A 12,678-nucleotide genomic window follows, 5' to 3' on the forward strand; every position below is an offset into this window, starting at 1 on the left:
GTGTTCTCCGTCTGCCCGCCTTTTACCTGTCGCCCGGTTGCGACAGCTGCGGAGAACCCTGATGAGCGAATCCCCCGAACGCGACGAACGCCACCTGGCGCGCATGCAGCGCAAGAAGGCGCTCATCGACGAGCGCATCGCCAACGCCCCTAACGAATGCGGCTTGCTGCTGGTCCTCACCGGCAACGGCAAGGGCAAGAGCAGCTCGGCCTTCGGCATGCTCGCCCGGGCCATGGGGCACGGCATGCAGTGCGGCGTGGTGCAGTTCATCAAGGGCCGCAACAGCACCGGCGAGGAGCTGTTCTTCCGGCGCTTCCCCGAGCAGGTGAGCTACCACGTGATGGGCGAGGGCTTCACCTGGGAAACCCAGGACCGCCAGCGCGACATCGCCGCCGCCGAAGCCGCCTGGGCCGTGTCGCGCCAATTGCTGCAGGACCCATCGATCCAGTTCGTCGTGCTCGATGAGCTGAACATCGCCCTCAAGCACGGCTACCTCGACCTCGACCAGGTGCTCAGCGATATCCAGGCCCGCCCGCCGATGCAGCACGTGATCGTCACTGGCCGTGCGGCCAAGCCCGAGATGGTCGAACTGGCCGATACCGTCACCGAGATGGGCATGCTCAAACATGCGTTCCAGGCTGGTATCCGCGCGCAGAAGGGCGTTGAACTGTGAGTGAAGCACGTCAGTGCCCGGCGGTGCTGATCGCAGCGCCAGCCTCCGGCCAGGGCAAGACCACCGTCACCGCCGCCCTGGCGCGCCTGCACCGCAACCTCGGGCGCAAGGTGCGAGTGTTCAAGTGCGGCCCGGACTTCCTCGACCCGATGATTCTCGAGCGTGCCAGCGGCGCGCCGGTGTACCAGCTGGACCTGTGGATGATCGGTGCCGATGAGAGCCGTCGCCTGCTGTGGGAAGCGGCCGGCGATGCCGACCTGATCCTGATCGAAGGGGTGATGGGGCTGTTCGACGGCACCCCGTCGAGCGCCGACCTTGCGCGCCACTTCGGCGTGCCGGTGCTGGCCGTGATCGACGGCACGGCCATGGCCCAGACCTTCGGCGCCCTGGCCCTGGGCCTGGCGCGCTACCAGCCGGACCTGCCGTTTGCCGGTGTGCTGGCCAACCGCGTCGGCACCTTGCGCCACGCGCAACTGCTCGAAGGCAGCCTGACCGAAGGCCTGCGCTGGTACGGCGGGCTGTCCCGCGAGCGTGGCATCGAGCTGCCCAGCCGCCACCTGGGGCTGGTCCAGGCCAGCGAGCTGAACGACCTGGATGCGCGCCTGGACGCCGCCGCCGAAGCACTCGCCGCCAGTTGCGATGCGGCGTTGCCGCCAGCGGTGAGCTTTGCCGCGCCAGCGCCTGCGGAGCTTTCGACTTCGCTCAAGGGGGTACGCATCGGCGTGGCCCGCGACGAAGCCTTCGCCTTCACCTACGGCGCCAACCTGGAGCTGCTGCGCAACCTTGGCGCGCACCTCGAGTTCTTCTCGCCGCTGCATGACCGCGAAATGCCCGCCGTGGATAGCCTGTACCTGCCCGGCGGCTACCCGGAGCTTCACCACCACGCACTGGCCGCCAACGCGCCGATGCTGGAGGCGATCCGCGCCCACCACGCCCAGGGCAAGCCGTTGCTGGCCGAATGCGGCGGCATGCTTTACCTGCTCGATGCCCTGACCGACGTGGCCGGCGAACGCGCCGCGCTGCTCGGCCTGCTGCCGGGCGAGGCGACCATGCAGAAGCGCCTGGCCGCCCTGGCCTTGCAGGCGGTCGAACTGCCCGAAGGCACCCTGCGCGGGCACACCTACCACCACTCGCTGACCAGCACCACGCTGGAACCGATCGCCCGCGGCCTGAGCCCCAACGGCGGCCGTGGCAACGAAGCGGTGTACCGCCAGGGCCGGCTGACCGCCTCCTACGTGCATTTCTACTTCCCCTCCAACCCCGACGCGGCGGCGGCGCTGCTGCGACCATGAGCGAGCACGCCTACAGCGACGCCGAGCGCGCAGCCGTCTACCGGGCCATCGGTGAGCGCCGCGACATGCGCCATTTCGCCGGTGGCGAGGTGGCGCCTGAGCTGCTCGGGCGCCTGCTGGCCGCCGCGCACCAGGCGCCGAGCGTCGGCCTGATGCAGCCGTGGCGTTTCATCCGCATCACCCGAACCGAGCTGCGCACGCGTATCCAGGCGTTGGTGGAGGATGAGCGGGTACGCACCGCCGACGCCTTGAACGAGCGCTCCGATGAATTCATGAAGCTCAAGGTCGAGGGCATCAACGACTGCGCCGAACTGTGGGTGGCGGCGTTGATGGACAACCGCGAGCCGCACATCTTCGGCCGCCGCACCCTGCCGGAAATGGACCTGGCTTCGCTGGCCTGTGCCATCCAGAACCTCTGGCTGGCGGCGCGTGCCGAGGGCCTGGGCATGGGCTGGGTGTCGCTGTTCGAGCCACAGGCCCTGGCCGAGCTGCTGGGCATGCCCGCCGGGGCCAAACCGGTGGCGGTGCTGTGCCTGGGCCCGGTGACCGAGTTCTACCCGGCGCCGATGCTGGTGCTGGAAAACTGGGCCGAACAACGGCCCCTGAGCGAAATGCTGTACGAGAACCATTGGGGAGACCGGCCATGAGCGTGGCCTTGCTGACTGTCGCGGGCGTGGCCCTGGACGCCTTGCTCGGCGAGCCGCAACGCCGGCACCCGTTGGTGGGCTTCGGCAACCTGGCGGCGAACCTGGAGCGGCGCCTGAATGCCGGTGGCCGTGGCTGGCGCAGCCATGGTGTCAGCGCCTGGTTCCTTGCCGTGGTGCCCCTGACCCTGCTGGCGCTGATGCTGTCCTGGCTGCCGTACGTTGGCTGGCTCGTCGATGTGCTGGCGCTGTACTGCGCGCTGGGCTTGCGCAGCCTCGGCGAGCATGTGCTGCCGGTGGCCCAGGCCCTGCGCCAGGGTGACCTGGACGAAGCGCGGCGCCGGGTTGGTTACCTGGTCAGCCGCGAAACCCGCGAGCTGGACGAGCCCGCCGTCGCCCGCGCAGCCACTGAATCCGTGCTGGAGAACGGCAGCGATGCCGTGTTCGCCGCGCTGTTCTGGTTTGCCGTGGCCGGTGCGCCGGGGGTGGTGCTGTATCGCCTGAGCAATACCCTCGATGCCATGTGGGGGTATCGCAACGAACGCTTCGAACGCTTTGGCTGGTGCGCGGCGCGCATCGACGACGTGCTCAACTACATTCCCGCGCGCCTGGTGGCGCTGACCTACGCCGTGCTCGGCAAGACCCGCCTGGCGCTGCGCTGCTGGCGCCAGCAGGGGCCGCTGTGGGACAGCCCCAACGCCGGCCCGGTGATGGCCGCCGGCGCTGGTGCGCTGGGTGTGGAGCTCGGAGGGCCTGCGGTGTACCACGGCGAGCTGCACGAGCGGCCGCGCCTGGGCGAGGGGCCGATGGCCGACGCCGGCGCCATCGAGCGCGGCTGGAGCCTGGTGCAACGCGGGGTGTGGCTATGGTTGCTGGTGATCTGCCTGGGGAGTTACCTGAATGCTTGAGCACGGTGGCCGCCTGCTGCGGGCGGTGGCGCAATACGCAATTGCCCGCGAGCGTTGGCTCGACCTGTCCAGCGGCATCGCGCCCTGGCCCTATGCCGTGCCGTCGATTCCCCAGGAGGCCTGGGCGCGACTGCCGGAAACCGAAGACGGCCTGGAACAGGCGGCGCGGACCTACTATCACGCCGATCTGTTGCTGGCCGTGGCCGGTTCCCAGGCGGCGATCCAGGCCCTGCCGCAGCTGCGCGCGCCTGGCCGGGTCGGGGTGTTGACACCCTGTTATGCCGAACATCCACACGCCTGGCAGCGTGCCGGGCACAGGCTGGTCGAACTGGCTGACGAGCAGGTCGATGAGGCCATCGACAGCCTCGACGTGCTGGTGCTGGTCAACCCCAACAACCCCACCGGCAGGCTGATCCCCCGTGAGCGTCTGCTGGCCTGGCATGCCCGGCTGGCAGAGCGCGGCGGCTGGCTGGTGGTCGACGAAGCGTTCATCGACAACACCCCGGGGCTCAGCCTGTGCGGCCATGTCGTCGATAGGCCTGGGCTGATCGTGTTGCGCTCGTTCGGCAAGTTCTTCGGCCTGGCGGGGGTGCGGTTGGGCTTCGTGATGGCGCAGCCGGCACTGCTGCAGGCGCTGGCCGAGCTGCTGGGGCCGTGGACGGTGAGCGGCCCGACCCGAGTGCTGGGCAAGGTGTGCCTGGCCGATGAACTGGCCCACCTGATGCAGATCGACCGCTGCGCCAAGGCCCGCGCGCGGCTGGTGGCGCTGCTCGGCGAAGCCGGCCTGGCGCCGACGGGGGGCTGCGACCTGTTCCAGTACGTGGCCACCGAGCGTGCTGCGCAATTACATGAATTCCTCGCCCGGCGCGGCATCCTCGTGCGCCTGTTCGAGCAACCGGCGGCGCTGCGCTTCGGCCTGCCGGCTAATGCGGCGCAGGAGCAGCGCCTGCGCGCGGCGCTACTGGATTATCAAAAGGAATCGGCATGACCACCCTGATGGTGCAAGGCACCACTTCCGATGCCGGCAAAAGCACGCTGGTCACCGCCCTGTGCCGCTGGCTGCTGCGCCAAGGCGTTGCCGTGGTGCCGTTCAAACCGCAGAACATGGCGCTCAATAGCGCAGTGACCGCCGACGGTGGCGAAATCGGCCGCGCCCAGGCGGTGCAGGCCCAAGCCTGCCGGCTGGCGCCGCACACCGACATGAACCCGGTGCTGCTCAAGCCCAACAGCGACACCGGTGCCCAGGTAATCATCCATGGGCGTGCTGTCACCAGCATGAACGCTGTGGCTTACCATGGCTATAAAGCCATTGCCATGCAGGCGGTGCTGGCCTCCCATGAGCGGCTTGAACAGGCCTATCACGTGGTGATGGTCGAAGGCGCAGGCTCGCCTGCCGAGATCAACCTGCGCGCCGGCGACATCGCCAACATGGGCTTTGCCGAAGCGGTCGACTGCCCGGTGATCCTGGTGGCCGATATCAACCGTGGCGGGGTGTTCGCTCACCTGGTGGGCACCCTGGAACTGCTCTCGCCGAGCGAGCAGGCGCGGGTCAAAGGCTTCGTCATCAACCGCTTCCGTGGCGATATCGCCTTGCTGCAACCGGGCCTGGACTGGCTGGAGCAGCGCACCGGCAAGCCGGTGCTTGGCGTGTTGCCCTTCGTCACCGACCTGCACCTGGAGGCCGAGGACGGCATCGACGTGCGCCAGGCGGCCAAGGGCGAACGGCTGCTCAAGGTGATAGTCCCGGTGCTGCCGCGCATCAGCAACCACACCGATTTCGACCCGCTGCGCCTGCACCCGCAGGTCGACCTGCAATTCATCGGCCCGGGCCAGCCGATCCCGCCCGCCGACCTGATCATCCTGCCCGGCTCCAAGAGCGTGCGCGGCGACCTCGCGCAGTTGCGCGCGCGTGGCTGGGACACGGCCATCGCCCGGCACTTGCGCTACGGCGGCAAGCTGATCGGCATTTGCGGAGGTTTGCAGATGCTGGGCCGCGAAGTGCACGACCCGCTCGGGCTGGAAGGCCCGGCCGGTGCCAGTGCCGGGCTTGGCCTGCTGGACTACGAGACGGTGCTTGAGGCCGAGAAGCAACTGCGCAACGTCAGCGGCACACTGGCGTTGGAGCAGTCACCGATAGCGGGCTACGAAATTCATGCCGGTGTCACCCGTGGCCCGGCCCTGGAGTATCCGGCCGTACAGTTGCAAGACGGCCGCAGCGACGGTGCCATCAGCGCCGACGGGCAGATTCTCGCCACCTATCTGCACGGCCTGTTCGAAGGCAGCCAATCGTGCGCGGCACTGCTGCGTTGGGCCGGGCTCGCCGATGTGCAGGCCATCGACTACGAGGCCCTGCGCGAGCGCGATATCGAGCGCCTTGCCGACCTGGTCGAGCAGCACCTGGACACCGCGCACCTGCGCCAGCTGTGTGGAATCACTGCCCATGCGTAACCTGATCCTCGGCGGCGCCCGCTCGGGCAAGAGCCGCCTGGCCGAGCAACTGGCCAGCAGCAGCGGCCTGCCGGTGACCTACATCGCCACCAGCGAGCCGTTGGATGGCGAGATGAACGAACGGGTACGCCTGCACCGCGAACGCCGCCCGGCCGACTGGGGGCTGATCGAAGAGCCCCTGGCCCTGGCCAAGGTGCTGCGTGCCGAAGCCGGAGCAGGGCGTTGCCTGCTGGTGGACTGCCTGACGCTGTGGCTGACCAACCTGCTGATGCTCGACGACGAGCAACGCCTGGTGCAGGAGCGCGATGCGCTGCTGGCGTGCCTTGAGCAGTTGCCGGGCACGATCATCCTGGTCAGCAACGAAACCGGCCTGGGCGTGGTGCCCATGGGCGAACTGACCCGTCGCTATGTCGACCACGCCGGGCTGTTGCACCAGGCCGTGGCCGAGCGCTGCCAGCGCGTGGTACTGACCGTGGCCGGACTCCCTCTCATGCTCAAAGGACCCGCTCTATGACCCAGATGTGGTGGCGTGATGCCTGCCAAACCCTCGACACCGCCGCCATGGACCAGGCCCGCGCCCGTCAGCAGCAACTGACCAAGCCCGCCGGTTCCCTCGGCCAGCTCGAAGGCCTGGCGATCCACCTGGCCGCCTTGCAGGGGCGCGAGCGGCCCAGCGTGGACAAGGTCGCGATCAGCATTTTCGCCGGCGACCACGGTGTGGTGGAGGAGGGCATCTCCGCCTACCCGCAAGCGGTGACCGGGCAGATGCTGCGCAACTTCGTCGGCGGCGGCGCGGCAATCAGCGTGCTGGCCCGCCAGCTGGATGCACGCCTTGAGGTGGTCGACCTCGGCACCATCGATCCATCCCTGGAGCTGCCCGGCGTGCATCACCTGCGCCTGGGCGCGGGCACGGCCAACTTCGCCCGCCAGCCGGCGATGAGCGAGACCCAGCTGGCCGCAGCCCTGCAGGCTGGTCGCGACAGCGCCCTGCGTGCAGTCGAGGACGGCGCCCAGCTGTTCATCGGCGGCGAGATGGGCATTGGCAACACCACGGCGGCCGCGGCCCTGGCCAGCACCTTGCTGAGCTGCCCGGCGCGTGAACTGAGCGGGCCGGGCACTGGCCTGGACAGCGCCGGTGTGCGGCACAAGGCCGAGGTGATCGAGGCGGCGCTGGTGCTGCACGGGTTGCGCGCCGACCAACCGCTGCAGGCCCTGGCCTGTGTCGGTGGTTTCGAGATCGCCGCGCTGGCCGGCGCTTACCTGGCCTGTGCCCAGCACGGCGTGGCGGTGTTGGTCGATGGCTTCATCTGCAGCGTCGCCGCCCTGGTGGCGGTGCGCTTGAACCCGCTGTGCCGCCCTTGGCTGCTGTTCGCCCACCAGGGCGCCGAGCCAGGCCACAAGACACTGCTGGCCGCGTTGCAGGCCGAGCCACTGCTGGCCCTGGGCCTGCGCCTGGGTGAAGGCAGCGGTGCGGCGCTGGCTGTGCCGCTGTTGCGCCTGGCCTGTGCCCTGCACGGGCAAATGGCGACCTTCGCCGAGGCGGCGGTGGCGGATCGCCCGGCATGATCCTCGACCTGCTGCGCCACGGCGAGACCGAACTGGGTGGCGGCCTGCGCGGCAGCCTGGACGATGCACTGACCGCCACCGGCTGGGCGCAGATGCGTCAGGCCGTGGCCCAGGCTGGCCCATGGGACATCGTGGTCAGCTCACCGCTGCAACGCTGCGCGCTGTTCGCCGACGAGCTGGGTGCGCGGCTGGGCTTGCCGGTGCAGCGCGAGGCGGATGTGCGCGAGCTGCACTTTGGCGACTGGGAAGGGCGCAGCGCGGCGCAGATCATGCTGACCGAAGCCGATGCCCTGGGCCTGTTCTGGAACGACCCCTACGCCTTCACGCCGCCGGCCGGCGAGCCGGTGCTGGCGTTTGCCGGGCGGGTTGTGGCAGCGGTCGAGCGCCTGGCCCGCGAGCATGCCGGCAAGCGCGTGCTGCTGGTCACCCACGGCGGGGTGATGCGCCTGTTGCTGGCCAGGGCGCGTGGTTTGCCTCGTGAGCAGCTGCTGCAAGTCGAAGTTGGCCATGGCGCGTTGATGCGCCTTGAGGTCAGCCTTGACGGCCATCTGAGCGAGGTTGGCTGAGATGCTGCCGTTCTGGATTGCCCTGCAGTTTCTCAGCAGCCTGCCGGTAAGCCTGCCAGGTATGCCGACGCCTGCGCAGATGGGCCGTTCGCTGCTGTTCTATCCCGTGGTCGGCTTGCTGTTCGGCCTGCTGCTGTGGCTGGCCAGCCATTTGATGCAGGGTGTGGCTGCGCCCTTGCAGGCGGCGCTGTTGCTGGCATTGTGGGTGCTGCTCAGCGGCGCTCTGCACCTCGACGGCCTGGCCGACAGCGCCGATGCCTGGCTGGGCGGCTTCGGCGATCGCGAGCGCACCCTGCAGATCATGAAGGACCCGCGTAGCGGGCCGATTGCGGTGGTCACCCTGGTGCTGCTGCTGCTGCTCAAATTCTGCGCGCTGTGGGTGCTGGTCGAGCACGGGGCCGGCGGCGTGCTGGTGTTGGCGCCGGTGGTTGGGCGGGCGGCCATGCTCGGGTTGTTCCTGAGTACACCTTATGTGCGGGCAGGCGGGCTGGGGGCGGCGTTGGCCGAGCACTTGCCGCGCCAGACCGCAGGATGGGTGCTGCTGGGGTGTGCGCTGGCAAGCGTAGTGCTTGGCGGCTGGGCGGTGTTCTGGCTGCTTGGGCTGGCGTTGTTGGTGTTTGCCGGGCTGCGCCGGTTGATGTGCAAGCGGCTGGGCGGTACTACCGGAGACACCGCAGGCGCGGTGCTGGAACTGCTGGAATTGACGGTGGTGGTTGGGCTGGCGGTAATGGCCGGCTGATTGGTCGGTTGTCAGCGCAGGCCTCATCGCGGGGCAAGCCCGCTCCCACAATGCGGGAGCGGGCTTGCCCCGCGATGAGGCCATGAGTTTTGAAATTTCTTGCAACATCCATATTGCGGGTATATACACGTATCCATGCTGACCAGTGAATGCATCTGTACCCATCTGCGTCGCGCCGCCCGTGGGGTGAGCCGGCATTACGACGAGGCCCTTGCCGGCTTCGGCATCAATGTCGCCCAGTTTTCCCTGCTGCGCCATGTGCAGCGGCTCGACCGGCCGAGCATCACCAGCCTGGCCGAGGCCATGGGCCTTGAGCGCAGCACCTTGGGCCGCAACCTGCGGGTGCTGGAGGCCGACGGGCTGGTGCGACTGGCCGACGGCGACGACCAACGCAACCGGCTGGTGCTGTTGAGCGAGGCGGGCAAGGCGCGGCTTGAAGCGGCGCACCCGGCCTGGCAGCAGGCCCAACAGCAACTGGTGGAACAACTGGGCGAAGGCCAGCGCGACGAGCTGGTGCGCCTGCTGGAGCGGCTGGCTTGATCCATTACGATCATAAGCGGGTATATACCCGCATAAACCTTGCGATGTGCTGGAGACAACGACAATGACTTCCGTGTGGCGAACCAGCGGTTGGGTGCTTCTGGGGGCGGCGCTGATCCTGGCGCTGTCATTGGGTGTGCGGCATGGCTTCGGCCTGTTCCTGGCACCGATGAGCGCCGATTTCGGCTGGGGCCGCGAGGTGTTCGCCTTCGCCATCGCCCTGCAGAACCTGATCTGGGGCCTGGCCCAGCCGTTCTCCGGCGCGCTGGCCGACCGGCTGGGCGCGGCGAAGGTGGTGATCATCGGCGGCATCCTGTACGCCACGGGGCTGGTGCTGATGGGCATGGCCGACTCGATCTGGTCGCTGTCGCTCAGTGCCGGCCTGTTGATCGGCATCGGGCTGTCAGGCACATCGTTCTCGGTGATTCTCGGCGTGGTCGGCCGTGCCGTGCCGCCGGAAAAGCGCAGCATGGCCATGGGCATCGCCAGCGCGGCGGGTTCGTTCGGGCAGTTCGCCATGCTGCCTGGCACCCTCGGCCTGATCCAGTGGCTGGGCTGGTCGGCGGCGCTGCTGGTGCTGGGCCTGATGGTGGCGCTGATCGTGCCGTTGGTGGGCCTGTTGCGCGACAACCCGATGCCTGCCCATGGCGCCGATCAGAGCCTCGGCCAGGCGTTGCGCGAGGCCTGCTCGCATTCGGGCTTCTGGTTGCTCGCCCTGGGCTTCTTCGTTTGCGGCTTCCAGGTGGTGTTCATTGGTGTGCACCTGCCGGCCTACCTGGTCGACCAGCACCTGCCGGCGATTACCGGTACCACGGTGCTGGCGCTGGTCGGGCTGTTCAACATCGTCGGTACCTACACCGCCGGCTGGCTGGGCGGGCGCATGTCCAAGCCGCGCCTGCTGACCGCGTTGTACTTGCTGCGGGCAGTGGTGATCGTGCTGTTCCTGTGGGCGCCGGTGACCCAGGTCAGCGCCTACCTGTTCGGCATCGCCATGGGCTTGCTGTGGCTGTCGACGGTGCCGTTGACCAATGGCACCGTGGCCACGCTGTTCGGTGTGCGCAACCTGTCCATGCTCGGCGGCATCGTGTTCCTGTTCCATCAGTTGGGGGCGTTCCTGGGTGGCTGGCTGGGCGGTGTGGTGTATGACCAGACCGGCAGCTACGACCTGGTCTGGCAGATCTCGATCCTGCTCAGCCTGCTGGCCGCCGCACTCAACTGGCCGGTGCGCGAGCGCCCGGTAGCCCGCTTGCAGGCGCAGGCGGCATGAACCGCCTGCTGGGGCGCGGCCTGCTGGCGCTTGCCGTCGTGTTGCTGCTGGCGCTGGCCTGGTGGGGCTGGCACCAGGGCGGGCTGGCGTTGCTGCAACTGGGCATGAGCCTGTGTTAGGCGCTACCCTGCAAGAAGCATTTTCCTGCAGGAGCACCCTTTGATGCATGCACGCTGGCTGACCTTACCCCTGCTGGCCCTGGCCGCAGCCACTTCGAGCTGGGCCGCGGATTGCCCGAAGCTGCTGCAGGGCAACCTGCCCGAACTGCGTGGCAAGGAGCAGATCGACCTGTGCCAGCGCTTTGCCGGCAAGCCGCTGGTGGTGATCAATACCGCCAGCTATTGCGGCTTCGCCCCGCAGTTCGAAGGGCTGGAGACGACCTACAAGGCCTACCACGGCCAGGGGCTTGAGATGCTGGGCGTGCCGTCCAACGACTTCAAGCAGGAAGACGCCGACAGCGAGAAGACCGCCAAGGTCTGCTACGCCAACTACGGCGTGACCTTCACCATGACCAAGACCCAGCCGGTACGGGGCAAGGATGCGATCCCGCTGTTCGTCGAGCTGGCGCGCCAGAGCAGCGCGCCGAAGTGGAACTTCTACAAGTACGTGGTGGACCGCAAGGGCAAGGTCATCGGCAATTTCTCCAGCCTGACCAAGCCGGATGATCCGGCGTTTACTGCGGCGATCGAGAAGGCGATTGCTTCGCAGCCGTGAGCTGACCTCAACGAGCGTGCACCGTCAGCGCCACCAGGCGCACGACCAGTGGCCGTACCATCAGCACACAAACAAAGGCCACCGGCATCGCCAGCTGGTAGGCCTTGAGCACCTTGCCCAGGTAATCGTCATCCACTCCGGCGGTGGCTGCGGTGATCACGAAGCACATCAGCATGGCCATGATCCCCGACATGAAAAAAGCAAAGACATAGGGTGTCGCACCTGGGTGCAGCTTGCGTCGGTTGCGCAGGGTAAGAGGCTCGTTCATGGCTATTCCTGTTCCAAAGGTGAGGGCGCAGGTTAGCAATGGCTGCCCAGGCGCCTGTAGACCTTACCCAGTGTGTTCTTTATAAAGAGATTCTTACGAATCCGAAGGGCACGACATGGACCTGCTCAACGCCATCCGCAGTTTCATCAAGGTGGTCGAGGCCGGCAGCATTGCCGGGGGCGCCCGCGTGCTGGGGCTTAGCCCGGCAGCCGTCAGCCAGAACCTGGCGCGCCTGGAGGCTCATCTGCAGGTCCGCCTGCTGTCGCGTACCACACGCAGTATGGCGCTTACACCGGCAGGCAGCCTGTACTACGCGCGGGTGAGCCATATCGAGCGTGACCTGGCCCTGGCCGAGCAAGCCGTGACCACCCCCGACAGCGAACCCCAGGGCAGGTTGTGCATTGCCTCGAGTTCGGCCTTCGGTCGGCATGTGCTGGCGCCGTTGATCCCGGCGTTCGCTGCGCGCTATCCGCAGCTTTCGATAGAGTTGGTGATGACTGACCGCAAGGTCAATCATGCCCGCGAGGACGTCGACGTCAGCCTGCGCATCACCCCGCAGCTTGAAGATCATCTGCTGGCCCGGCATATCGCGCGCATCCCCTTCATCTGCTGTGCCTCGCCCGGTTACCTGGCCGCCAACGGCTGGCCGGCTACGCCCGAGGCGCTGCGCGAACATCGCTGCCTGGTGTTCCGCTACCCGGTGGACGGGCGCTTCCTGCCTTGGGGGTTCATGCGCGATGGCTTGCGTTTCGAGGCCCAGTTCGGGCCGGTGCTGATCAGCGACGACATCGATGCCCTGACCCAGATGGCACTGAACGATGGCGGCATCACCCGCCTGGCGGAGTTCATCACGCGACCGCACCTGGATGCCGGGCGGCTGGTGCCCTTGTTCGAGTTCAGCGACAACGCCCAGGCCTATGCCCAGACCGAGCCGATGGATGTCTACCTGTGCCTGGCGGACCGTCATGCAATGACCACCAAGGTGCGTGCGTTCATGACGTATCTGCAGGATTGTCTGGGCGACAGCTGGTCTGTGCAGGCATGAAAAAACCG

At 67.7% G+C, this 12,678-nt stretch carries 16 protein-coding genes; 15 read left to right on the forward strand and 1 reads right to left on the reverse strand.

The features are described from left to right. Positions 1-61: 61 nt before the first annotated feature. The 14 genes from cobO (at position 62) to RTH46_RS14725 (ending at position 11,357) form a co-directional block, all read left to right on the forward strand. The gene (cobO, locus tag RTH46_RS14660) at positions 62-673 is read left to right on the forward strand and encodes a cob(I)yrinic acid a,c-diamide adenosyltransferase (RefSeq protein ID WP_232882398.1); all 612 of its coding nucleotides are present in this window, start codon (positions 62-64) and stop codon (positions 671-673) included. Next, entirely contained in the window at positions 670-1,965 is a 1,296-nt protein-coding gene (locus RTH46_RS14665) for a cobyrinate a,c-diamide synthase (protein WP_316905981.1), read from the forward strand. Before cobO ends, RTH46_RS14665 begins: the two co-directional genes overlap by 4 nt. Further along, complete coding sequence (bluB, locus tag RTH46_RS14670; protein WP_153784999.1) at positions 1,962-2,612, forward strand: 5,6-dimethylbenzimidazole synthase; 651 nt, start codon at positions 1,962-1,964, stop codon at positions 2,610-2,612. The genes RTH46_RS14665 and bluB overlap by 4 nt, the downstream gene beginning before the upstream one ends. Further along, a complete protein-coding gene (gene cbiB, locus RTH46_RS14675; RefSeq protein WP_153784998.1) occupies positions 2,609-3,517 on the forward strand; it encodes an adenosylcobinamide-phosphate synthase CbiB in 909 nt (302 codons plus the stop codon). The genes bluB and cbiB overlap by 4 nt, the downstream gene beginning before the upstream one ends. Further along, positions 3,510-4,505 (forward strand): threonine-phosphate decarboxylase CobD, encoded by a 996-nt coding sequence (cobD, locus tag RTH46_RS14680; protein WP_153784997.1) that lies wholly within the window; start codon positions 3,510-3,512, stop codon positions 4,503-4,505. The genes cbiB and cobD overlap by 8 nt, the downstream gene beginning before the upstream one ends. Next, positions 4,502-5,965: a cobyric acid synthase gene (locus RTH46_RS14685; RefSeq protein ID WP_153784996.1), complete on the forward strand. Its 1,464-nt coding sequence runs from the start codon at positions 4,502-4,504 to the stop codon at positions 5,963-5,965. The genes cobD and RTH46_RS14685 overlap by 4 nt, the downstream gene beginning before the upstream one ends. Then, a complete protein-coding gene (cobU, locus tag RTH46_RS14690; RefSeq protein ID WP_125462997.1) occupies positions 5,958-6,479 on the forward strand; it encodes a bifunctional adenosylcobinamide kinase/adenosylcobinamide-phosphate guanylyltransferase in 522 nt (173 codons plus the stop codon). The genes RTH46_RS14685 and cobU overlap by 8 nt, the downstream gene beginning before the upstream one ends. Continuing rightward, on the forward strand, positions 6,476-7,531 hold the full coding sequence (cobT, locus tag RTH46_RS14695; RefSeq protein ID WP_153784994.1) for a nicotinate-nucleotide--dimethylbenzimidazole phosphoribosyltransferase: 1,056 nt from the start codon (positions 6,476-6,478) through the stop codon (positions 7,529-7,531). Before cobU ends, cobT begins: the two co-directional genes overlap by 4 nt. Further along, on the forward strand, positions 7,528-8,097 hold the full coding sequence (gene cobC / locus RTH46_RS14700) for an alpha-ribazole phosphatase family protein (protein WP_153784993.1): 570 nt from the start codon (positions 7,528-7,530) through the stop codon (positions 8,095-8,097). Before cobT ends, cobC begins: the two co-directional genes overlap by 4 nt. Before the next feature lies 1 nt (position 8,098). Further along, entirely contained in the window at positions 8,099-8,836 is a 738-nt protein-coding gene (locus RTH46_RS14705) for an adenosylcobinamide-GDP ribazoletransferase (RefSeq protein ID WP_316905982.1), read from the forward strand. Positions 8,837-8,971: 135 nt separating this feature from the next. After that, positions 8,972-9,376, forward strand: a complete 405-nt coding sequence (locus tag RTH46_RS14710) for a MarR family winged helix-turn-helix transcriptional regulator (protein ID WP_153784991.1) — start codon at positions 8,972-8,974, stop codon at positions 9,374-9,376. 64 nt (positions 9,377-9,440) lie between these two features. Continuing rightward, positions 9,441-10,643 carry an MFS transporter gene (locus RTH46_RS14715; RefSeq protein WP_110993051.1) on the forward strand — a complete coding sequence of 401 codons (1,203 nt, stop codon included), beginning with the start codon at positions 9,441-9,443 and terminating at the stop codon, positions 10,641-10,643. Continuing rightward, complete coding sequence (locus RTH46_RS14720; protein WP_256671258.1) at positions 10,640-10,762, forward strand: hypothetical protein; 123 nt, start codon at positions 10,640-10,642, stop codon at positions 10,760-10,762. The genes RTH46_RS14715 and RTH46_RS14720 overlap by 4 nt, the downstream gene beginning before the upstream one ends. Before the next feature lie 43 nt (positions 10,763-10,805). Beyond that, positions 10,806-11,357: a glutathione peroxidase gene (locus RTH46_RS14725; RefSeq protein WP_153784990.1), complete on the forward strand. Its 552-nt coding sequence runs from the start codon at positions 10,806-10,808 to the stop codon at positions 11,355-11,357. Positions 11,358-11,364: 7 nt separating this feature from the next. Here RTH46_RS14725 and RTH46_RS14730 read toward each other — a convergent pair whose 3' ends face one another. Next, positions 11,365-11,625, reverse strand: coding sequence for a DUF2798 domain-containing protein (locus tag RTH46_RS14730; RefSeq protein ID WP_153784989.1), 261 nt, complete (start codon positions 11,623-11,625; stop codon positions 11,365-11,367). Between the two features lie 115 nt (positions 11,626-11,740). Here RTH46_RS14730 and RTH46_RS14735 point away from each other — a divergent pair, with 115 nt between their 5' ends. After that, positions 11,741-12,670 (forward strand): LysR family transcriptional regulator, encoded by a 930-nt coding sequence (locus RTH46_RS14735; protein ID WP_316905983.1) that lies wholly within the window; start codon positions 11,741-11,743, stop codon positions 12,668-12,670. Positions 12,671-12,678: the final 8 nt, after the last annotated feature.

Source organism: Pseudomonas sp. zfem004 (genome assembly GCF_032621715.1).
Taxonomy (GTDB): Bacteria; Pseudomonadota; Gammaproteobacteria; order Pseudomonadales; family Pseudomonadaceae; genus Aquipseudomonas; species Aquipseudomonas sichuanensis.

What these genes read in the sequence shown, in the direction of transcription:
- RTH46_RS14725 (WP_153784990.1), top strand. Translation starts at nt 10,806, where the DNA reads ATGCATGCACGCTGGCTGACCTTACCCCTGCTGGCCCTGGCCGCAGCC.
- cbiB (WP_153784998.1), top strand. Translation starts at nt 2,609, where the DNA reads ATGAGCGTGGCCTTGCTGACTGTCGCGGGCGTGGCCCTGGACGCCTTG.
- RTH46_RS14715 (WP_110993051.1), top strand. Translation starts at nt 9,441, where the DNA reads ATGACTTCCGTGTGGCGAACCAGCGGTTGGGTGCTTCTGGGGGCGGCG.
- RTH46_RS14710 (WP_153784991.1), top strand. Translation starts at nt 8,972, where the DNA reads ATGCTGACCAGTGAATGCATCTGTACCCATCTGCGTCGCGCCGCCCGT.
- bluB (WP_153784999.1), top strand. Translation starts at nt 1,962, where the DNA reads ATGAGCGAGCACGCCTACAGCGACGCCGAGCGCGCAGCCGTCTACCGG.
- RTH46_RS14730 (WP_153784989.1), bottom strand. Translation starts at nt 11,625, where the DNA reads ATGAACGAGCCTCTTACCCTGCGCAACCGACGCAAGCTGCACCCAGGT.
- RTH46_RS14705 (WP_316905982.1), top strand. Translation starts at nt 8,099, where the DNA reads ATGCTGCCGTTCTGGATTGCCCTGCAGTTTCTCAGCAGCCTGCCGGTA.
- cobT (WP_153784994.1), top strand. Translation starts at nt 6,476, where the DNA reads ATGACCCAGATGTGGTGGCGTGATGCCTGCCAAACCCTCGACACCGCC.
- cobU (WP_125462997.1), top strand. Translation starts at nt 5,958, where the DNA reads ATGCGTAACCTGATCCTCGGCGGCGCCCGCTCGGGCAAGAGCCGCCTG.
- cobO (WP_232882398.1), top strand. Translation starts at nt 62, where the DNA reads ATGAGCGAATCCCCCGAACGCGACGAACGCCACCTGGCGCGCATGCAG.
- RTH46_RS14720 (WP_256671258.1), top strand. Translation starts at nt 10,640, where the DNA reads ATGAACCGCCTGCTGGGGCGCGGCCTGCTGGCGCTTGCCGTCGTGTTG.
- RTH46_RS14735 (WP_316905983.1), top strand. Translation starts at nt 11,741, where the DNA reads ATGGACCTGCTCAACGCCATCCGCAGTTTCATCAAGGTGGTCGAGGCC.
- cobD (WP_153784997.1), top strand. Translation starts at nt 3,510, where the DNA reads ATGCTTGAGCACGGTGGCCGCCTGCTGCGGGCGGTGGCGCAATACGCA.
- cobC (WP_153784993.1), top strand. Translation starts at nt 7,528, where the DNA reads ATGATCCTCGACCTGCTGCGCCACGGCGAGACCGAACTGGGTGGCGGC.
- RTH46_RS14685 (WP_153784996.1), top strand. Translation starts at nt 4,502, where the DNA reads ATGACCACCCTGATGGTGCAAGGCACCACTTCCGATGCCGGCAAAAGC.